General features: G+C 74.6%; 15 protein-coding genes. 9 read left to right on the forward strand and 6 right to left on the reverse strand.

Annotation, left to right across the window (positions count from 1 at the left end; translation table 11 throughout):
* Nucleotides 1-152: 152 nt before the first annotated feature.
* Both ACFZA0_RS20080 and ACFZA0_RS20085 read right to left on the reverse strand, forming a co-directional pair.
* A complete protein-coding gene (locus tag ACFZA0_RS20080) occupies nt 153-1,718 on the reverse strand; it encodes an XRE family transcriptional regulator (RefSeq protein WP_391018459.1) in 1,566 nt (521 codons plus the stop codon).
* A gap of 409 nt (nt 1,719-2,127) precedes the next feature.
* On the reverse strand, nt 2,128-3,795 hold the full coding sequence (locus ACFZA0_RS20085; RefSeq protein WP_391018462.1) for a hypothetical protein: 1,668 nt from the start codon (nt 3,793-3,795) through the stop codon (nt 2,128-2,130).
* Between the two features lie 165 nt (nt 3,796-3,960).
* Between ACFZA0_RS20085 and ACFZA0_RS20090 the strand changes: the two genes are divergently transcribed.
* From ACFZA0_RS20090 to ACFZA0_RS20100, 3 genes are read left to right on the forward strand one after another with little or no spacing between them, the layout of a single operon-like run.
* Complete coding sequence (locus ACFZA0_RS20090; RefSeq protein WP_391018465.1) at nt 3,961-4,443, forward strand: hypothetical protein; 483 nt, start codon at nt 3,961-3,963, stop codon at nt 4,441-4,443.
* A 9-nt stretch (nt 4,444-4,452) separates the two neighbouring features.
* Complete coding sequence (locus ACFZA0_RS20095) at nt 4,453-5,256, forward strand: hypothetical protein (protein ID WP_391018467.1); 804 nt, start codon at nt 4,453-4,455, stop codon at nt 5,254-5,256.
* Entirely contained in the window at nt 5,249-8,500 is a 3,252-nt protein-coding gene (locus ACFZA0_RS20100) for a CHAT domain-containing protein (RefSeq protein ID WP_391018469.1), read from the forward strand. The genes ACFZA0_RS20095 and ACFZA0_RS20100 overlap by 8 nt, the downstream gene beginning before the upstream one ends.
* 27 nt (nt 8,501-8,527) lie before the next feature.
* Here the strand turns inward: ACFZA0_RS20100 and ACFZA0_RS20105 are convergent, their stop codons facing one another.
* The gene (locus ACFZA0_RS20105; protein ID WP_391018472.1) at nt 8,528-9,445 is read right to left on the reverse strand and encodes a hypothetical protein; all 918 of its coding nucleotides are present in this window, start codon (nt 9,443-9,445) and stop codon (nt 8,528-8,530) included.
* Between the two features lie 9 nt (nt 9,446-9,454).
* On the reverse strand, nt 9,455-9,967 hold the full coding sequence (locus ACFZA0_RS20110; RefSeq protein WP_391018474.1) for a hypothetical protein: 513 nt from the start codon (nt 9,965-9,967) through the stop codon (nt 9,455-9,457).
* A 244-nt stretch (nt 9,968-10,211) separates the two neighbouring features.
* Between ACFZA0_RS20110 and ACFZA0_RS20115 the strand changes: the two genes are divergently transcribed.
* From ACFZA0_RS20115 to ACFZA0_RS20135, 5 genes are all read left to right on the forward strand, one after another.
* Nucleotides 10,212-11,654, forward strand: a complete 1,443-nt coding sequence (locus tag ACFZA0_RS20115; RefSeq protein ID WP_391018707.1) for a GuaB1 family IMP dehydrogenase-related protein — start codon at nt 10,212-10,214, stop codon at nt 11,652-11,654.
* Nucleotides 11,655-11,773: 119 nt separating this feature from the next.
* On the forward strand, nt 11,774-12,229 hold the full coding sequence (locus ACFZA0_RS20120; protein WP_391018477.1) for an AsnC family transcriptional regulator: 456 nt from the start codon (nt 11,774-11,776) through the stop codon (nt 12,227-12,229).
* 592 nt (nt 12,230-12,821) lie between these two features.
* Nucleotides 12,822-13,379 (forward strand): GNAT family N-acetyltransferase, encoded by a 558-nt coding sequence (locus ACFZA0_RS20125; protein WP_391018480.1) that lies wholly within the window; start codon nt 12,822-12,824, stop codon nt 13,377-13,379.
* Between the two features lie 196 nt (nt 13,380-13,575).
* A complete protein-coding gene (locus ACFZA0_RS20130) occupies nt 13,576-14,373 on the forward strand; it encodes a nitrilase-related carbon-nitrogen hydrolase (RefSeq protein ID WP_391018483.1) in 798 nt (265 codons plus the stop codon).
* 63 nt (nt 14,374-14,436) lie between these two features.
* Nucleotides 14,437-16,149 carry an FAD-dependent oxidoreductase gene (locus ACFZA0_RS20135; protein ID WP_391018486.1) on the forward strand — a complete coding sequence of 571 codons (1,713 nt, stop codon included), beginning with the start codon at nt 14,437-14,439 and terminating at the stop codon, nt 16,147-16,149.
* Nucleotides 16,150-16,195: 46 nt separating this feature from the next.
* On the opposite strand, the gene ACFZA0_RS20140 is transcribed toward ACFZA0_RS20135, so the two are convergent.
* A complete protein-coding gene (locus tag ACFZA0_RS20140; protein WP_391018489.1) occupies nt 16,196-17,125 on the reverse strand; it encodes a TIGR03619 family F420-dependent LLM class oxidoreductase in 930 nt (309 codons plus the stop codon).
* 141 nt (nt 17,126-17,266) lie between these two features.
* Complete coding sequence (locus ACFZA0_RS20145) at nt 17,267-17,983, reverse strand: DUF5995 family protein (protein ID WP_391018492.1); 717 nt, start codon at nt 17,981-17,983, stop codon at nt 17,267-17,269.
* Nucleotides 17,984-18,510: 527 nt separating this feature from the next.
* Between ACFZA0_RS20145 and ACFZA0_RS20150 the strand changes: the two genes are divergently transcribed.
* The gene (locus ACFZA0_RS20150; RefSeq protein ID WP_391018495.1) at nt 18,511-21,279 is read left to right on the forward strand and encodes a lectin; all 2,769 of its coding nucleotides are present in this window, start codon (nt 18,511-18,513) and stop codon (nt 21,277-21,279) included.
* Nucleotides 21,280-21,293 lie beyond the last annotated feature (14 nt).

A 21,293-nucleotide genomic window follows, 5' to 3' on the forward strand; every position in this document is an offset into this window, starting at 1 on the left:
CGCGCTCGCCCTGGCCCGCGCCCGTCCGGCACCGCGTTCGCCCGGCACCGCGTTCGCCCGGCGCCGCGTTCGCCCGGCGCCGCGCCCGCCGGGCACTGGGTCCGTCCGGCGCCGCGTCCGTCCGGCACCGCGCGCGCCCGGCACCGCGCCCGTCAGTCCGGTGGGCACCCGTCGGGCCGGTCGGGGGCGCCGAAGCGCAGGTGGGCCGGGACGCGGCCCCACCAGCGTGCGGGCGCCCGCACCTCGTCGGGCTGCGCCCGCGAGCCCGCTAGGCCGGCCAGGCGCACGGTGTCGCCGCTCATCCCCAGCGCGTACACCAGGCCACGCAGCACATGGACGCCCGCCCGGTTCGTTGAACCGGGCAACGGGGTGTGCCGTGCGATCGCCGCCGTCCAGAACGTGTCGTCGCTCCGCCCGCCGAGATGACCGAGCGCCTGCGCGGCGGCGCCCGCGACCGGCGCCGGGGTCAGCGGGTGCAGCACGAGGCGTTCCGCCCACGGGCGTTCGGTGTCCGCGCCGAGGTTGCGCAGCGCGGTGAGCAGGCGCAGCAGCAGCCGGGTTCCGGGGGAGCGGACGACCTCGGTCTTCAGCGCCCTCGCCAGTGGTGCCCGGTACGGGGTGGCGGCGAGCAGCAGGGCCGCGTGCATCCGGACGTCGGAGACCGGGGCGTAGAGCACCTCCCGCACCAGCACGGGCAGCACGGCGTCCTCGAAGCGGGGGATCTCCCGGGGCAGCGCGGCCACGGTCGCGTCCGCGACGCGCCGCACCAGCCACGGGTCGGCGGGCACGGGTGGCGGGCCGCCGGTGCCCGGCAGCCCGCGGCGCAGTGCCGCGTGGGCCGACGGCACGAGGTCCTCGGGGGCCACCGAGCCGAGCAGCACGGCCGCCAGCGCGCGGGCGTCGTCGTAGCGCACGGAGGTGTCGTGCAGCAGGTCGGCGCAGACCGCGGAGACGGCTCCCGCCTGCTCGGGGGTGAAGTGCCCGTGCGCCAGTTTGCGGACGCACGCGAGGAGCGCGCCGTGGAACGCGTCGTCGTTGACGGGGTCGCGCAGTTGCGCGAGGACGTGGTGTGCCGCGTCGGCGTGCGCGCTGGTGTCGAGCAGGCAGACCGTCTCGACGAGCGCCTGGGCGTCCGGGACGTGCGCCGCGTCCGCGCAGGCGGCGATCGCGTGCCGCTGGGCGGCAGGGTGGTGCAGCAGCCGGCTGAACGCCTCGAACCGCTGTTTCCAGCCGGTGCCGTCCGAGATCACGGTCTCGGTCAGCAGCCGTTCGCACAGCGTGTACCAGTCGCCGGGGCGCAGCCACAGACCCGGCCGGGCGGTGAGCGTCGCGGTCAGGTCGTCCCAGTCCGCGGCGGCCACCACCGTGCGGCTGGTGACCGCGTCGAGCAGGTCGGCGGTGCGCTGCCCGGGGGGCCCGCCGTCCGGGCCCGGCCGGGACAGCAGCGGGCCGGGGGCAGGGGTGACGTACCGGTTGACGGTGTCGATCGCGGAGGTGAGCAGCCCGGGAGCCAGACCCAGCAGCTCCTCGTACCGCACGACCGCTCCGTACGGAACGTCCGTCCGCGCCGTCTCCCAGCGCGAGACCCGGCTCGGGTCCGCCGGCAGGGGCCAGGACCCGCCGGGGAACGCGCGGGCGAAGGCGTACCCCCGGGTCCACTCGTCGGCCCGCCCGTACAGGCGGTTGACCCTCAGCAGCCACGCGGTGCGGTGGGCCACCGGCGGCGCACCGGCCGGGTGGTCCGGTTCGCGGGCGGGGTGCGGCGGCCGGCCGCGGTCGGCGCGAGCCGTGGCCGGGGCCCGCTTTATTGCGGCCACGGCGGTGCCGCGCAAGGCCGCGCGCCGGCCGGCCGGCGCGGCCCTAGCGTGAGGACGCGACGGGGGACCGGCGGCGGCGGCCCGGTACAGGGCGGGCCGCCGCTCCGCGGCCCGGCGGCCGGTGCCGCCCGGCGGAGGCGCGGGGCGGTCGGCGCCCCGGTGGTCCGACGCCTCGTGGGGCCGCCGCGATGCCGGGCCGCACCGGTCCCCGCAACCATGGAGCCGACGTCTGGGAGGCAGACATGAGTGTGACCGTGCGGGTGGGTCCGGAGGACGGCGACGACGAACTGTGGGCGCCGACGCCACCGCGTCAGCGGGCCGGCAGTTCCCGCACCCGCTGATCGAAGCGCAGCAGACCCGCGTTGTCGGCGACCGGGGACGGGCGAAGATCGCGCAGCAGCGAGGCGCGACCGCGGTTGGCGACCTGGTCCAGCCATTCGAGGACCCTCCAGCAGATACGGAACTGATCGTCCATCAGTTGTCCCGGCCACGCCGCCCGTCGTGCCCGGGGCGGCTCGTCGGGTTCGGGCAGCTCCAGGAGCAGGTCGCTGTCCGCGGGGACGCCGGCGTGCCGACGGCGCTCGCGCAGCACGTCCTCCACCCGTTCCAGTGCCTGCCAGGTCCCGGCCGCCCAGCGCGGGCCGGGGGTTCCGCCGAGGGCGGTGAGGTCCCGCCGGGCCTCCCACCAGTCGACGTACGCGCGGGCGGGGCGGGCGTACACGATGCGGGCCGGGGTGTCGCGCAGCAGGCTCAGCAGACCGTCCGCGTACGGGCCTTCCGCGTCGAAGACGTAGGGCTTGACCACGACGACCGCGGGCCACGGATCGTGCGCGCGATGGCGGTCCGCGAGATGCCGGGCGACCACGGCCCAGCCGCGCAGCCGCCCGGTCCTGCGGTCCAGCGGGTCGCTGTGCACGACGCGGCCCCGGTCGACCGCGCTGGCCGAGCTGACCGGGACGTGTTCCCAGCCCAGCGCCTCCGCGAGGAGGGCGGCGGCGTAGGCGACGGACCAGACCGCGCCGACGACGACCATCGGGCGGGGCGAGGGCAACGGCCGCGGGGAGACGGCGGGCCGGGCGAGGCCCGTACGGTCGTTCTGCACCAGCAGATGCGCGGGCCAGCGGCGCGCGGTCCCGCGCCACAGGCTGGTGCCGGGCTCGCCCTGCCAGCTCCACTCCCCGGCGGCACGCAGCGCACCCGCGGTGACCAGCCGCAGTTCCGCGCCGAACCGGGCGTGCTCCTCGGCGGACAAGGACCCGGACACCGGCGCGGCGGTGGCCGTCGGGCCGACCGCGGTCGCGGTGCCGTTCGCGGTGCCGTTCGCGGTGCGGGCGGGCTTCGGCGGACCCGGCGCGTCCGGTCCGCCGTTCCCGCCCGTCCGGGCGGCCTCCGTACCCGCGTCGGGCAGTCCGGCGGCGAGGGCGCGGGCCGCGAGTTCCGGCGCGGAGAGCGGCCGGGCGTCCGCCGCGGGCTCGAACTCGGCCAGCAGCGAGGACGACGCCGGATACACCTCCCCCGACCGCACGTGGGTGAGGGCGACCCGGAAACGGCCGGCCGACGGCCCCTGGGCGAGTACCGCCTCGGCGGCCCGGACGGGCGCGGGCCGGGGCGGCGCGGAGGGCAGCGTCCGCAGCCTGTCCTCCAGGCCGTCCAGTGCGCCGAGCGCCGTCAGCGCGGTGAGCACGGCGGGCGGGAACGGCTCGGCCCCGCTCCCCGGCCCCTCCTCGCGCGGCGGCAGCCAGCCGATGTCGGCCAGGACCCGCGCGGGGTCGAGCCCTGCCAGCTCCGCGAGCGAGCGCACGAACAGCGGCTCCGGCCTGCGCTCCGCGCCGATCCACTTGCGGACGGTCTCGTGGTGGTAGCCGAGGGCCTTGCCGATGGCGCTGTCACTGGCCCGTCCGCCGCTCGCGGCGAGAGCGGTCCGGCACGCGGCCAGCGCCGAGCGGACCCGCTCGCGCTCGTCGCCGCGGAACGCCACGGCCCACCCCCGGCCCGCCGGAAACATGTACAGATGTGACGAAGAGATCGTACGGATCCGACACCCCGGACGGGCGATTTTTGAGGAACCTGGGGACCTCGAACGTCGGTTGACCCGGTCCGCGACCACGCGGCGCCGGGCGGGGGGAAAGGAACGGGTCCGGCCGTGGGCTTCTCACTTGTCGTGCTCGTGCTGCTGGCGGTCTTCGTCGGCGGCATCGCCTGGCAGAAATCGCTGGGCACCCGGATCAGCACTCCGGAACACGTCGACGTGGATCTGCCGCTCGACACCATCGTCGCCGTCGCCGGACGGGCCACCCGGCCGCTGGCGGCGCGCGCACTGGGCCGCGGCACCGTCGCCGCCGAGAACGACGGCCGCGAGGCGACCTGGCGGGTGCGGAGCAAGGGCGGCGTCCTGGTCATGCGGGTGCGGCCCGTCGGGGGCGCCCGCGGCTACCGGGTGACCGGCTGGGCCGAGGAGCTGACGCCGGCCCACTACGGCACGAACACGCGCTCCGGGGTCTTCGCCCTCGGCTTCGCGATCACCAACCGGATCTACGAGGCGCTGGGCGTGGCCCACGCGCCCGGGGTCCTGATCCGTCAGCGCAGGCGCGCCTTCCAGGCGCTCGCGCGCGCCGAGGAGGAGTGAGGCACCGGCATGCTCAGAACCACCGAGGAACCGGACGAGCGTCTGCTGCGCCTGCTTGCCAACGGGTCCCGGCGCGGCGCGGGCAAACTCCTGGGCGTCAACCAGGAAGTACTGCTGGACGCCCTCGCAGAGGGTGAGCACATCCGCACCCTCGTGGCGGAGGAGGTGTTCGACAGCCGCCTCGCCGCGGTCACCACGCGCCGCCTGCTGATCGTCCGCAAGCGTCGCGTCTACGGCTCCTACGCGCCCGAACGCATCAGCCGTACACGGCTGTTGAGGTCCCCGAACGGGACGTGGATGACCGCGGTCGACGGTCCCGGGCTCGTTCTCGGGTTCCGCGAGCGCGAGTGGGCGGACCACCTCGCGGTCTCCATCGACCGCCATCTCCTCGCGCCGCCGCCGGCGGCGGTCACCGCCCCGCGGGACATCCCCGAACTGCTCTCCGACTACTACCGGGCCATCCTGTTCGCCACCGGCAAGCCCGAGAGCCCGGAGAACATCGTCGCCCTGATCAACCTGATCGGGCAGATGCTGAGCCTCAACGCGGTCATGTGGTTCCAGCAGTTGGACGATCCCGCGGCCGAGGAGCGATTCCTGGACCGGTTCCGGGGCGGCGGGCCCGAGGAGCGGTTCGTGCACCTGGTCGACGACATGATCGACTTCCTGTGGGCGTGGCGCACCAACTGCCACGCCGCACTGCGCGACTTCGTCCGCGACACACAGGTGAAGCTCTCCGGTCCGGACAGTCAACTCTGGTACCACGGAGACGAGTTGCCCTTCGACATGTGGAGCGGGGACGGACGGGGTGAGTGACGTTCCGGACCTTCCGCCCGACGAGGGAGCCGCCGCCCTGCTGCGCGGTGTCCGCCTGCACGAGACGTTCGTGAGCGACGGTGACCCCGCGGCCCTGGACCAGGCCGTCCGCGAACTGCGGTGTGCCAAAGCCCTGTTGTCCGACGACCAGGTCCTGGGACCCGCCGCGGCAGGCGAGTTGGGCCGGGTGCTGCGCCGCCTGTCGGGTCGGGCGGACGGTGGCCCGCGCCTCCTCGACGAGGCCGTCGACCTGCTGCGCATCGCCGTTCGGGACACTCCCGCGGGCGAGTTCGCACTCGTCCACCGGCACAACCTCGCCGCGGCGCTGGGCGATCGCCACGAGGCGACGAACCGGCCCGCCGACCTGACCGAGGCCGAGGAGGTCTGCCGCGAAGCGCTGCGCATCGCGGGACCGGACGGGCCGCACCGCGGTGCGCTGACCGCGCTGCTCGCCAACACCCTGCGCGCCCAGTACCAGAACGGGTGGGGCGGCAACCGCCTCGCCGACGCGCTCGACCTCGCGCTGTCGGCGTACCGGGGCGCGGATCCGGGCGACCCCGCCTACGGCGCGGTCGCCCACCAGGCGGCGGTCGTCCTGCTGGAGCAGCAGAGCCGTACCGGCGGAAAGGCCCTGCTCGACCAGGCGCTCGAAGCGGTCGACGTCGCTCTGGCGCACGCCGCCGGAGTCGAGGAGCGGGCCCTGTACCTGCCGCAGCGGGGCAAGATCCTGCACCAGACGGCCCGGACCACCGGTCGCGCGGCGGACTTCGAGGCGGGCGACCTCGCCTTCGGCGAGGCGCTCGACCTGCTGCCGGCCGGCCACCGCGACCGTGCCGGACTCCTCCAGAGCCGCGGCTCACTGCGCCGCGACCACCATGCCCACCACGCCGATCCGCACCTGCTCGCCGCCTCGGAGGAGGATCTGCGGGCCGCCGTCGGCGCGATGACGCCGGACGACATCGACTACGGCGTCGTCCACAACGGGCTGGGCATGACCCTGCTCGCCCGGCACCGGTTCACCGGCGACCTCGGCTGCCTCGACCAGGCGATCGGCTGCTTCCGGCGGGCGGAGGAGACCGCGGTCGAGGGCGACCCCTTCCGCCAGGTCGTGCTCACCCACCTCGGCAGCGCCCTGATCGACCGCTACCGGACGACGCGCAAACGGGTCGACACCAAGCCCGCGCGCGCCGACCTGGAGGAGGCACTGGAGGCGTCCGAGGCCGCCCTCGCGGCGGCGACCGGGGCGGACGCGTCCCTCTCCCTGCTGATGGGCAACCTCGCCGTCGCCCGCACCGCCCTGTACGAAGTGACGGGCGACACGGCCCTGTTGCGCGCGGCCGAGGCCGACCACCGAAGGGTCCTGGCCACCTACGAACTGGACGACTTCGACCGCGACCGCACCCTGATGAACCTCGGCAGGGTCCTCGTGCAGCGCGTCGAGGCCGACGACGCGGGGGAGGGCGCGCTGGCCGAGGGCGAGAGGCTGCTCCGGGAGGTGCACGCGCGCTGGCCCCGCCGCCACGCCGCGTTCCCCACGGTCGTCGGCAACCTCGCCGACTGTCTCCGGGTGCGCGACGCGCGCCGCCCGGACCCGGCCGCACGGCGCGACCGGGCCACCGTCCTGCGCGACCTCGCCACCACGAACGAGCCGCTGCCGGCGGCCGCCCGGGCCAGTACCTGCGTCGCCTGGGCCGCCGCCGAGGCGGCCGACGGCGACTGGGCGCGTGCCACCGACGCCTACGACCGAGCGCTCACCGCGCTGGAGGAGGCGGCGGCACCGGTGCTCGACCGGCGTTCCCGGGAGAGCGCGGCCGCCGCGTTCTTCGGCGCCGCCTCCGACGCGGCGGGCTGCGCGCTGAACGCCGAACGGCCGGACCGCGCCCTGGAGTTCCTCGAACGCGGCCGGCTCCTGCTCGCCGACCGCAGCAGGGACCACACCACGGTCTTCGACGATCTCGCCCGCCATCTGCCGCGCGCCGCCGAGCGGTTCCGGTGGCTCAGCGGCCGGCTGTACGACGCGGACGCGGCGTCCGTGCCCTACGCGCAGCGCGGCGAGTGGGAGCGCGAACGGACCGAGCTCCTGGCGACGATCCGCCAACTCCCCGGTTTCACGGGCTTCTTGCGCGGGCCGAGCCACCGGGACCTGCTCGCCGGCCTCGGCGACCGAACCGTCGTCGTGCTCAACGCGGGCCGCTACCGCTGCGACGCGATCCTGGTCACCCGCGAAGGCACCCGTGTCCTGCCGCTGCCCGCGGTGACCAAGGACGTCCTCGTCCGGCAGGCCGCCCGGCTGCTGTCCGCCCTGCGCACCCTCGCCGATCACCAAGCCACGGACGACGAGCGGTACTTCGCCGAGCACACCACCCTGCCCGCCACCCTGCGCTGGCTCTGGCACAGCACGATGTCGCCGGTGCTGCACGGTCTCGGCCTCGCCGGACCGCACCCGCCGGGCCGACCGCTGCCGCACGTGCGGTGGTGCCCCACGGGACTGCTCGGTTTCTTTCCGCTGCACGCGGCGGGCACCCACCCCTTCGACCGGGGCGCGGGCGGACCCGGGCCCGTCGAGTGCGTGCTCGACCACGTGGTGTCGTCGTACACGCCCGGGATCGCCGCGGCGGGGGCGAGGGACGCGGCGCCCGCCGCGGCGGACGGCCCCGCCCGGCTGCTGGCCGTCGCCCCCGCGACGCCCGGCGTCGAACCACTGCCGCACGCCGCCGCCGAGGTCGCCGCGGTCCGCGGCGTCCGGCCCCACGGCACGGACCTGACCGGCCCGGCCGCCACCCGCTCCCGCATCCTGCGCGAACTGCCCGAACACTCCTGGTTCCACTTCGCCGGGCACGCCCGCCAGGACGTGCTGTCCGACGACGGCGACGCCACCGGGCTGCTCCCGTACGACCTGCTGCCGGCCCACCGGCTGCTCACCCCGGCCGACCTCGCGGCGCTCCCGCCGGGCAGACGCGAACTCGCCTTCCTGTCCGCCTGCCAGACCGCGACCGGCCGCCTCGACCTCGCCGACGAGGCGGCCCACCTGGCCGGTGCGTTCCTCGCGGCCGGTTTCCGGCAGGTGGTGGCCACGCAGTGGCCGGTGCGCGACGGAACGGCGGCCCGGGTGGCCGCCCACTTCTACCGCGGTGCCACCGACCCCGGCCGCGCCGCCGGGGCCCTGCACACGGCGGTGTGCGCGGCCCGCGCCTCGGGGCTGTCCCCGTACGTGTGGGCGCCGTTCGTGCACTGGGGCGGATGAGGACGGCGAGGCTGGGCGGTCCCGCCGTCAGGCGTCCGGGGTGAACAAGGGGGGCCGGTTCACCTCGCCCCTGTCCAGGTGGGCGGTCAGGCGCTCGCCCTCGGCCGGTTCCGTGCCCGGGTCCGTCGGCAGCGGCCAGCGCAGGGTCCGGTACAGGTCGGCGCGGTAGAGCGCGAACGTCGCCGGGACGAGCCGGCAGAACACGTCCGTCGCGTCCGGCAGCAGCCACCCCCACGAGACCCCGCCCACGATCAGCGCCACCGGGAGCGTCCACCACGTCCACGCCACGGCCGGCAGCGCCAGCAGTGCCCACAGTCCGCCGGCCGCCGCCGCGTCCATCCGGGCCCGCGCCGCGCCGAGTTCGGTGCGCGCCCGGTCCGGCAGCAGCAGCCACAGGTGCGGCCACACGACGGCCGGCTCCAGACCGTAGTAGCTCCGGACGGTGGACGCGGAGGAGCGCATCAGGTTGCCCAGCCGCGTCGGTGTGAGCTCGACGGGCACCGGCTGCCTGTCCAACCAGGCGCCGAGGCGCCACAGTTCGCGCTGTTCGGCCGCAGTCAGGGTGGAGTACGGGCGGCGTTCCAGCTCGGTCACACGGGCGCTCCGAGCCGCGAGGCGTTCGCCGGCACGCCGGACGAGGGGACCCGCGAGCGGGCGGAGCACCGCGGGCCACTGCCCGGTCATCAGGCGCAGCAGCGGTTGGGTGAGGCGGGACACCAGCAGGCCCGACGCGAGCAGCCCCACCAGGATGGCGAGCAGCCCCGCCACCTGTGCCGCCGCCGACCTCTCCGCGACCTCGCGGACCAGGTCACGGGCGGCGTCAACACCTCCGTGCCCGGCGCACCAGGCCGCCAGCACGGCACCCCAGAAGACGGCGGCGGGAGCGGCGGCGGCCAGCCACCGCTCGGTGAGCCGGCCGGCCAGCGCACTCCAGAAGACCCCCACGCGCCGGCCTCAGCGGTCGTCGCGGACGAGGGGTCTGCCGCACTGCGGTGCCGAGCAGCGGGGCACGGCGCTTTTCAGCCCGCGCCGGGGCACGGACGGCAGCGCGGGGTGGAGCGAGCAGTAGTAGAGCGTGGCCAGGGTGGGCCGTGCGGCCGGTGTGAGGAAACTGTCGTACCGGTCGGCGCGATCGCCCAGTGGGGGCAGGTCGTGGGGCACCGTGCCGCGTCGGCGGTAACGGACGCCGTACTCCGGCCCGGTGTCGCGCTGCCAGTTCGCCTCGATCCAGTCCGCGATCCAACGGGCCACCGCCGGTCGGGCGTCCAGCACCCGCCGCAGCTCCTCGGCCACGCCGCGGCCGCGGTTCGCACCGTCGCCGCCCGGCCCGGCGCTGCCGTCGAGCAGCCCGCGCAGCTCCGCGGCGACGCGGTCGTGATCCACCGGCACCAGCTCGCCCAGGCGGGGCAGTACCGCGCGGACCGCGGCGGTCAGCAGTTCGTCGTCGCTCAGGAGGTCGTCGCTCACCCGCCCATTGTTCCGCCGCGCGGGGGACGCCAGGGCCGGATCGCACAAGTTGGTGCGCACGGGGCGCCCCGCCCGCCCCGGCGCCCCGCCGACCTCTCGTAGGTTGCTACGAATGCCGCTCTGACCTGCTTGGACGATGCGACCGGGCACCGCATTCCGCCCGGCGTGGGACAATGAGGTACGTGCTCTTCCCCCTGGCTGATCTGTCCGGGGGCCGCCTTTGACCGACTGGGATGTGCAGCACGTGCGTTTCCTCAACGACATCCGGCCCGCCTACGACCTGACGTACGACGACGTGTTCATGGTGCCGAGCCGCTCCGCGGTCGGCTCGCGGCAGGGCGTGGACCTCAGCTCCCCGGACGGCACGGGCACCACGATCCCCCTCGTCGTCGCCAACATGACCGCCATCGCGGGCCGCCGCATGGCGGAGACGGTGGCCCGGCGCGGCGGCCTCGTGGTCGTGCCGCAGGACATCCCCCTCGACGTCGTCACCGACGTCATCACCTGGGTCAAGAGCCGCCACCTCGTCCTGGACACCCCGATCGTGCTGGCCCCGCACCAGACCGTCGCCGACGCCCTCGCGCTGCTGCCCAAGCGGTCGCACAACGCCGGTGTCGTCGTCGACGACGAGCGGCGCCCGGTCGGTGTCGTCACCGACCGCGACCTCACCGGCGTCGACCGGTTCACGCAGCTCTCCGAGGTCATGTCCCGCGACCTGCTGCTGCTCGACGCGGACATCGACCCGCGCGAGGCGTTCGTCCGCCTGGACACCGCCAACCGCCGCTACGCGCCCGCCGTCGACAAGGACGGCCGCCTCGCGGGCATCCTCACGCGCAAGGGCGCCCTGCGCGCCACCCTCTACTCCCCGGCCGTCGACGCCTCCGGCCGGCTGCGCGTCGCCGCCGCCCTCGGCATCAACGGAGACGTGGCGGGCAAGGCCAAGCAGCTGCTCGCGGCGGGCGTGGACACGCTCGTCATCGACACCGCGCACGGCCACCAGGAGTCGATGATCGCCGCGGTGCGCCAGGTGCGCGCCCTCGACCCGGGCGTCCCGATCGCCGCGGGCAACATCGTCGCCGCCGACGGTGTGCGCGACCTCGTCGAGGCCGGCGCCGACATCGTCAAGGTCGGCGTGGGCCCCGGCGCCATGTGCACCACCCGGATGATGACCGGCGTCGGCCGGCCGCAGTTCTCCGCCGTGCTGGAGTGCGCGGCCGAGGCGCGCAGGCTCGGCAAGCACGTGTGGGCCGACGGCGGCGTCCGCCACCCCCGCGACGTCGCCATGGCGCTCGCGGCCGGTGCGTCCAACGTGATGATCGGCTCCTGGTTCGCGGGCACCTACGAGTCGCCCGGCGACCTCCAGCAGGCCGCCGACGGACGGCTCTACAAGGAGTCGTTCGGCATGGCGTCCGCACGCGCCGTGCGCAACCGCACCTCCGAGGAGTCCTCGTACGACCGCGCCCGCAAGGCGCTCTTCGAGGAGGGCATCTCCACCTCGCGGATGTTCCTCGACCCGGCGCGGCCCGGCGTCGAGGACCTGATCGACTCGATCATCGCGGGCGTCCGCTCCTCGTGCACCTACGCGGGTGCGGGCTCCCTCGCGGAGTTCGAGGAGAAGGCGATCGTCGGCATCCAGAGCGCCGCCGGCTACGCCGAGGGCAAGCCGCTGCACGCCAGCTGGAGCTGACCCGGCGGAGCCTCCCGGCGGGAGCGGGGCCGGGACCCGTGGTCTACTCGGTCACGAGGCCCCGCTCCGCCGCCCCGGCCGGCCGGGGACCGGCCCCGAACGAAATGTGAACCACCGCCGTGCTGAACGATCTCGACGAACGCATCGTGTACGCCCTCGCCGAGGACGCCCGCCGCTCCTACGCCGACATCGGGCAGCTGGTCGGCCTGTCCGCCCCCGCCGTGAAGCGGCGCGTGGACCGGCTGCGCGCGACCGGCGCCATCACCGGGTTCACCGTACGGGTGGACCCGGCCGCCCTCGGCTGGCAGACGGAGGGGTTCGTCGAGATCTACTGCCGCCGCCGCACCTCGCCGGAGACCATCCAGCGGGGCCTTGAGCGCTACCAGGAGGTCGTCGCCGCCTCCACGGTGACCGGCGAGGCCGACGCGGTGGCCCAGGTCTTCGCCGCCGACATGCGGCACTTCGAACGGGTCCTGGAGCGCATCGCCGGCGAGCCGTTCGTGGAGCGGACGAAGTCGGTGCTCGTGCTCTCGCCCCTGCTGCGCCGCTTCTCGTCGGGGTCGGCCGCCAACTAGCCCGTACGGAAAGCCTGTCGGGGCCGACCGAGGCCCGACCGCCGCGACCGTCGGTGCGACCGCGTGCGTGCGCGCGCCCGCCCGTTTGCCGCACGAGGGCGAGCGCACTGCGAACAGGGCTGCGGACAGGCCGAGTTCGGTCGTCCGCGCGGGCACCGCCACCGCTCACCGCCCCGGCACGCGCCCCGCCCGGCACCTGTCTGGACCCCGGCACCTCCCTGGACCCCCGGCGTCCCGCATCGTGGTGCGGCTGCCATTCCGAGCCGTGCTCGTGGTGGCCGTGCTCGCCGCCGCCGCGGCCGTCGTCGTCGCCCCGCTCTCCCCGGCCACCGGCTCCTACGGACCGCCCGTCGGCCGGGTCCTCCTCGGACACCATCGGCATCGTCGACTCCGTGGGGACGGCGCTGAAGAAGGCCGGGAAGCAGCACGTGGGACCGCGCCGGGGCAGGCCGGGCGCCCCGGCCCACGTCGCGCCCGCCCCACGCCGCGCCCCGCCCCACGCCGCGCCCCGCCCCACGTCGCCCCCGCCCCACGTCGCCCCCGCCCCGGGAAACCGTTCGTCCGGCACCGCGCCCCCCGCTAGGTTCACCCGGTGCCCGAACTGCGAACGAAGCGCCTCCTGCTGCGCCACTGGCGCGACTCCGACCTGGCCCCCTGGGCCGCCCTGAATGCCGACCCCGAGGTGCGCGAGCACTTCCCCGGAACGCTCTCGCCGGAGCGCAGCGCGGCCTCGGCCGCCCGCTTCCAGGCCGACCTGGAACGGCGCGGCTGGGGCTGGTGGGCGGTGGAGGTCCGCGGTACCGGGGAGTTCGTCGGCTTCGCGGGCCTCGACCCCGTGGACCCGGGGCTCCCCTTCACCGGCGTCGAGGCGGGCTGGCGGCTGGCCCGGACCGCCTGGGGGCACGGCTACGCCACCGAGGCGGCCACCGCGGTCCTCGCCCTCGGCTTCGGCACGCTCGACCTCCCCGAGATCCTCGCCGTGACGGCCGCGGGCAACCTCCGCTCGCGGGCCGTGATGCGCCGCCTGGGCATGACCCACGACCCCGCCCTGGACCACGACGACCCGGAGATGCCCGCCGGGCCGCGGCGCCGCAGCGTGGTGTACCGCGCGCGCAACCCCGCAGGTCCGGGCCCCGCGGCCGGGCGGTAGCGGCCGTGCGGCGCCCTCGCGCGGCGGCGTCCCGCGCCGCCGCGCAACGAATCGCCGGATCACCCGCCCCGAACGCAACGATCACCTCACCGGTGCGCAACGGGTGCTCCTTGTCCGGCCCCGGCGCCCGAACGTAGCGTCGTCGGGGCCCCGGACTCTCGGGCCCCCGACCCCTGAAATCCGGTGAGGATCCCGTATGCGCACCGCCCTGCTCCAGAGCTCCGGCCGACCCGGCTCGGTCGCCGAGAACCTGCGGGTCCTCGACGAGGCCGCCGCCCGGACCGCCGCCGCGGGCGGCGCGCTGCTGGTGACGCCGGAGATGTTCCTCACCGGGTACGCGATCGGTGCCGACGTCGCCCGTCTCGCCGAGCCCGCCGACGGCCCCTGCGCACGGGCCGTCGCCGACATCGCCGTGCGGCACGGGGTCGCCGTCGCCTACGGCTGCCCGGAGCGCGACGGGGACGCCGTCTTCAACGCCGTCCGCCTCGTCGGTGCCGACGGCGCCGCCCTCGCCGGCTACCGCAAGACGCACCTCTACGGCCCCTTCGAGCACGAGCACTTCACGCCGGGGGACCGGCCGGTGGTCCAGGCCGAACTGCACGGTCTGCGGGTCGGCCTGCTCGTCTGCTACGACGTCGAGTTCCCGGAGAACGTCCGGGCGCACGCCCTGGCCGGCACCGACCTCCTCGTGGTCCCGACCGCGCAGATGCACCCGTACCGGTTCGTCGCCGACGCGGTGGTCCCCGTCCGCGCCTTCGAGAACCAGATGTACGTCGCGTACGTCAACAGGGTCGGCCGCGAAGGGGAGTTCGAGTTCGTGGGCCTGTCCGTCCTGGCCGGTCCCGACGGCGCGGCGCGGGCCCGCGCGGGCGCGGGCGAGGAACTCGTCCTCGGCGACGTCGACCCCGCCCTGCTCGCCGCGTCCCGGGCGGCCAACCCGTACCTCGCCGACCGCCGCCCCGGCCTCTACGGCGCCCTGACCGACGCGCCCTGACCGACCGGCCCCGCGCGCCCCGCACCTCCCCACCGACCGTTCCCCGCAAGGAGTCCGCACCCCATGACGTCCACGGTGCCCAACGCCGTCGAGCACACCGACGGGCAGCAGCCGCCGATCACCATGTTCGGTCCGGACTTCCCCTACGCCTACGACGACTTCCTCGCCCACCCCGCCGGGCTCGGCCAGGTGCCCGCCGTCGCCCACGGCACCGAGGTCGCGGTCGTCGGCGGCGGACTGTCCGGCATCGTCACCGCGTACGAGCTGATGAAGATGGGTCTCAGGCCCGTCGTGTACGAGGCCGACCAGATCGGCGGACGGCTGCGCACCGTCGGCTTCGACGGCTGCGACCCGTCCCTGACCGCCGAGTTGGGCGCGATGCGCTTCCCGCCCTCGTCCACCGCGCTCCAGCACTACATCGACCTGGTGGGGCTGGAGACCAGGCCGTTCCCCAACCCGCTCTCGGAGGCGACCCCTTCGACGGTCGTCGACCTCAAGGGCGAGACCCACTACGCGCGGACGGCCGCCGACCTGCCGCAGGTCTACCGCGACGTCGCCGACGCCTGGAACACCTGCCTCGAAGAGGGCGCCGACTTCTCCGACATGAACCGCGCGCTGCGCGAGCGCGACGTGCCCCGCATCCGGGAGATCTGGTCCCGGCTCGTCGAGAAGCTCGACAACCAGACCTTCTACGGCTTCCTCTGCGACTCGGACGCCTTCCGCTCGTTCCGGCACCGCGAGATCTTCGGCCAGGTCGGTTTCGGCACCGGCGGCTGGGACACCGACTTCCCCAACTCCATCCTGGAGATCCTGCGGGTGGTCTACACGGAGGCGGACGACCACCACCGCGGCATCGTCGGCGGCTCGCAGCAACTGCCGCTGCGGCTGTGGGAGCGCGAGCCGGAGAAGACCGTGCACTGGCCCTACGGGACCTCCCTCAAGTCCCTGCACCCCGGCGGCGAACCGCGCCCGGCCGTCACCCGGCTGCACCGCACCGCGGGGGACCGGATCACCGTCACCGACGCGGCGGGCGACATCCGCACCTACCCGGCCGTGGTGTTCACCGCCCAGTCCTGGATGCTGCTGTCCAAGATCGCCTGCGACGACTCGCTGTTCCCCATCGACCACTGGACCGCGATCGAGCGCACCCACTACATGGAGTCCAGCAAGCTGTTCGTCCCCGTCGACCGGCCCTTCTGGCGGGACGCGGCGGTCGACGACCGGGGCGAGCCCACCGGCCGCGACGTCATGTCGATGACCCTCACCGACCGGATGACGCGCGGCACCTACCTCCTGGACGACGGTCCCGACCGGCCGGCCGTGATGTGCCTGTCGTACACGTGGTGCGACGACAGCCTCAAGTGGCTGCCGCTGTCGGCGAACGAGCGGATGGAGGTCATGCTGAACTCGCTCGCGGGGATCTATCCGGGGGTCGACATCCGCAAGCACGTCATCGGCAGCCCGGTGACCGTCTCCTGGGAGAACGAGCCCTACTTCATGGGCGCGTTCAAGGCCAACCTGCCCGGCCACTACCGTTACCAGCGGCGCCTGTTCACGCACTTCGTGCAGGACACGCTGCCCGCCGGCAAGCGGGGGATCTTCCTGGCGGGCGACGACATCTCCTGGACGGCCGGCTGGGCCGAGGGCGCGGTGCAGACCGCGCTGAACGCGGTGTGGGGCGTCATGCACCACCTCGGCGGCACCACCGACCCGGCGAACCCCGGGCCCGGCGACGTCTTCGACGAGATAGCCCCCGTCGAACTCCCGGAGGACTGAGGCCCGTTGGGCCGCCGGGAGCCGACGCGGCCCGGCGGCCGCGCTCTCACACCCCGGCCGACCGCGCCTTCTCGTACACCTCGGCCGCGACGTCGACGAGTTCGCCGCCGTCCCGGGCGGTGCTCTGGAGGTCGAGCAGGAACTCCCGGGGCCCGGTCTCCGCGTGGGCGACGAGATCCTCGACGATCTGGTCGGTGCTGCCCTGGAAGGGCCGGCGGTCGGCGCCCTCGTAAGTGCCCTTGAGGACGTCGGCGTTGACCCGTACGACCACCTCGATCGGGGCGGTGCGCCCGCGTTCCTCGGCGAGTTCGCGCAACTCGCGCCACTGGGAGGCGAGTTGTCCGGGTCCCATCGCCACGGGGAGCCAGCCGTCCGCCTTGTCCACCAGCCGGCTCCAGGACCGCCGGTTGCCCGCCGCCAGCAGGATCGGCACCGGACGGGCGGGCTTCGGTCCCACCACGGACGGGGCGATCGTCGTCGTCGGCCCCACGTGGCTCACCGGGTCCGGACCCCACACCGCCCGGCAGACGTCCATCAACTCCTCCAGCACGCGGCCCCGTTCGGCGAACGGACGCGCGGAGGCGGCCGCGTACTCGTCGTGCGACCAGCCCGTGCCGAGCCCCGCCACGACCCGGCCGCCGCTGGCCGCGTCCAGCGTCGCCAGCGTCCTCGCGAGCTGGAACGGCACGTGCAGCGGGGCCACCAGCACGCTCGTGCCCAGCCGGGCCCGCTCCGTCGCCGCGGCGGCCAGGGTGAGGGTCACCAGCGGGTCGGCCACCGAGCGGTACCGGTCCGGCCAGGGCAGCCCGTCGACGCCGTACAGGCCCTGCCGCGCGGGCACGGGGAACAGGATCCGCTCGAAGACCCACAGGCTCTCGTAGCCGATGCGTTCGGCGGCGCGTGCCACCTCGGGCACGTCCCTGCCGATGTCGTACTGGCGCATCTGGGGCAGACCTAGCCCGAGCCGGATCGTCATGGACGGGTCCCTCCGTGCGGAGCCGGTGATCATCCCAACGTACGCCCGGGGTACGGGAGTCACGAAAGGGGTGCGCGGGAATGGCCGGATCGCACCGCCGACGGGCGGCCCCCGGACGGCGGAACCGCCCGGGGCGGCGGCTCAGTCCGGCAGCGGGGTCAGCAGCATCCGCCCGGCGAACCCGACCGCCGCGTCCAGCCGCTCGGCGAAGTCCCCGGCCAGGTCCGGAAGCCGGCGCAGCGCCCACAGGGCCCGCGCGGTCGACCAGGTGGCCTCCCGCGCGCGCTCCAGGCTCCACGAACCGAGCAGGTGCGTCAGCGGGTCGGCGACCTGGAGCAGGTCGGGGCCGGGCATCAGGTCCTCGCGGATGCGTTCCTCCAGCGAGACGAGGATGTCGCCCACACGGTCGAACTCGTCCTCCAGGTCGGCCGGTTCGCAGTCGAGCGTCCGGCACGCGTCCACGACGGCGAGGGCCAGGTCGTGCCCGATGTGCGCGTTGATGCCGGCCAGCGCGAACTGGAGGGGACGCACGCCGGGATGCCGGCGGAACGACAGCAGGGGCCGCCAGCAGGCGGGCGGCCGGTGTTCCCACACGGCCGTCTCGGCGACACGCAGATACCGCTCCGCGAACCGGACGTCCAGGGCGGTCGCGGCCCGCACGTCCCCGAACCGGCCTCCGTCCAGGTGCCGGTCGACCTCCTCGGTGACGGCGAGGTAGACGCGGTTGAAGACCGCCACCCCGTCCCCGGCCGGCAGTGTCGCGTCCAGCGCGCGCATCCGGGAGACGACCGTGTCGACGGGGGTGACGGCTGCGACGACGGGGGTGACGGGTGCGGGGAACCGTGCGGTGTGCGCCATGACGGCAGCGTGGCAGCCCGGGGCCGCCCGCGGTGCCGCCCGGCCCGGTGCGTCCCCGGAACGGGGGAACCGGCGAGGCCCGCGAAGCGCCCGGGGCGCCCGTGCCGCCGCCCGCCGCGCACCCCCGCCGCGCACCCCCGCCGCGCACCCCCCGCCGCCCCGTGCGCAGAGGTCTGTTCCTGGCCGTGGCGTCCCGCGGGGACAGCAACTGCCGCTTGTGCACGATCCGTTGACGCTCGTTCGACGGATGGCTATCTTCCCCGAGGGTGTCCGGGTCCCCTCGTGCACCACCGGTCGTCGCGGTCGCTTCGCTCTCCGTCCGCCTCCGCGCTCCCCGGGCACACCGCCGCACCAGTTGCGTGTCCCCGTGTCACCTGTCCCGCCAACGCCCCGCACCGCCTCTCCGACACGGTTGACAACGTTGTCTCACAGGACAACGTTGTCGCGCTCTACGTACGACCCCCCACCTGGTCGCCCCCGTCGGGTGCTCGAACCCGGCGGACCCGAGCTACGAGGAGCCCGCTGACATGAGACGAATTCCCAGACCCGCGGCGTTGGGATGCGCCGCGCTGACCGCCGCCGCGCTCGCCCTGGCCGGGCTGAGCACACCCGTCGCGGCGGCCCCGGCCGCGCTGGTGACGTCGCCGGCCACCCTCGTCAACCCGTTCATCGGGACGACGAACCAGGCGAACGACTTCCCCGGCGCGGACGTCCCGTTCGGGATGGTCCAGTGGAGCCCGGACACCACGTCGCGGCCGCCGGGCGGCGGCTACGAGTACAACGACAAGGCGATCACCGGGTTCAGCCTGACCCACATCGCCGGTCCCGGCTGCGGAGCCGCGGGGGACATCCCGGTCCTGCCCACGGTCGGCGCGGTCAGCACCACGGCCACCGACAGCTTCGCGCACACCAACGAGACCGCGTCGGCGGGCAGTTACAAGGTCGCGCTCGACAACAAGGTGACCACGGAACTCACCACCACGAAGCGCAGCGGCATGGCGCGCTTCACGTTCCCCTCCACCACCCAGGCCAACCTGGTCTTCAAGCTCACCGGAAGCCAGAACGGGGCGAGCGCGACGCAGTTCAACGTCGTCTCCGACACCGAGGTGAGCGGGCAGGTCACCAGCGGCCGCTTCTGCGGCGCGGGCAACACCTACACCGTCTACTTCGACATGGTCTTCGACCACCCCTTCGCCTCGCACAGCACCGCCGCCGCCACCCCGACGCTCAAGAAGCGGACCGTCGAGGGCGCCGGCAAGAACGCCGCCGAAGGGGCCAACAAGCCGCGGCTGCACGGCAGTCAGCCGACCCCGAAGGCGGCGGCCCCGGACGCCGCCGCGTCCAACGGCTCGGTCACCTTCGACGCCACCGCCACACCCGTCGTGCAGGCGAAGGTCGGCGTCTCGTACGTCTCCACGGCGAACGCGGTCGCCAACCGAACGGCCGAGAACACCGGCTGGAACTTCGACACGACGCGGACGGCCGCGCAGAACGCCTGGAACACCGAGCTGGGCAAGGTGCAGATCGGCGGCGGCACGGCGGCGCAGCAGCAGACGTTCTACACCGCCCTCTACCACTCGCTGCTGCATCCCAACATCATCAGTGACACCAACGGCCAGTACCCGGGCTTCGACGGCAAGCAGCACACCGTGGACTCCGGACACCAGGCCGTCTACGGCAACTACAGCGGCTGGGACATCTACCGCTCCCAGGCCCAACTGGAGGCGCTGGTCGACCCGCAGGCCGCCTCCGACACCGCGCAGTCCATGCTCGACGACTACCGGCAGACCGGCATCTTCCCGAAGTGGTCCGAGAACAACGGCGAGTCGTACGTCATGGTCGGCGACCCGGCGGCGGCGATCATCGCGGACTACTACGCCTTCGGCGCCCGGCAGTTCGACGCCGCCGAGACGCTGAAGGACCTGGTCGCCCAGGCGTCCAGGACCAACAACGACCGCCCCGGCCTCAACTACCTCGACTCGCCCGGCTACCTGCCGCACGACGGCACCTACGGCTGCTGCAACTTCTACGGGCCCGTCGCCACCACGCTCGAGTACAACACCGCCGACTTCGCGCTGTCGGCGCTGGCCGGCTCGCTCGGCGACAGCGCGAGCCAGGGGACGTACGCGGCGCGGGCGCAGGACTGGCGCAACGTGCTCAACCCCGCCTCCGGCTTCGTGGAGCCCCGCAACGCGAACGGGAACTGGACCGGGGGCTTCGACCCCACCAGCGGGACGGACATGGTCGAGGCGGACTCCTGGATCTACACCGGCATGGTGCCCTTCAACGTCGCCGGACTGGCGAGGGCCAAGGGCGGCAACGCGGCCATGAACCACTACCTCGACACGGTGCTGCGCAGCTACACCGGCGCCAACGGCTACGCCTGGGTGGGCAACGAGCCCAGCATCGAGCTGCCGTGGGAGTACGACTACACCGGGGCGCCCTGGAAGACCCAGGGCACCGTCCGCGCCGTCCAGGACCAGATCTGGTCCAACACCCCCGCCGGTCTGGCCGACGGCAACGACGACCTCGGCGCCATGAGCGCCTGGTACGTCTGGTCCGCCCTCGGCATGTTCCCCGAGACCCCGGGCACCGCCGACCTGGCCCTCGGCTCGCCGCTGTTCACCCAGGCCGTCGTCACCCTGCCGTCGGGCAAGACGCTGACCGTCAACGGCGGCGGGGCGGCCGACAACGCGCCCTACGTCCAGTCCGCGTCGTGGAACGGGGCTGCCTGGAACAACGCGTACGCGCCCACCTCCGCCCTCACCGCGGGCGGCACCCTCGGCTACACGCTGGGCACGGCCGCCAACACCTCGTGGGCGAACGCCGCCTCCGCCGCGCCGCCCTCCTACGGGGGCGGGGTGAGCGCCCCGGCCGTCCCGCGCACCGGTCCGCTCGTCGCGGGCGTCGACGCGAGCCTGTGCGCCGACGTCGCCAACTCCGGTACGGCGGACGGCACCCACGTCCAGCTCTGGACCTGCAACGCGACGGCCGCGCAGGACTGGACGGTGGCGTCCGACGGGACCGTGCGGTCGCTGGGCAAGTGCCTGGACGTCGCCAACAGCGGCACCACGAACGGCACGGCGGTGCAGCTCTACCGGTGCAACGGGACGGGCGCCCAGCAGTGGAAGGCCGGGGCCAACGGCTCCCTGGTCAACCCCGGCTCCGCGCTCTGCCTGGACGATCCCAACTCGTCGAAGACCACCGGCACCGCCCTGCAGATCTACACCTGCAACGGCACCGCCGCCCAGAAGTGGACCCTCCCGACGGCCCAGACCGCCGCGAAGCGCTCCTGACGCCCCGCGCGGGT

The sequence above is a fragment of the Streptomyces sp. NPDC008150 genome, assembly GCF_042956945.1.
Taxonomy (GTDB): Bacteria; Actinomycetota; Actinomycetes; order Streptomycetales; family Streptomycetaceae; genus Streptomyces.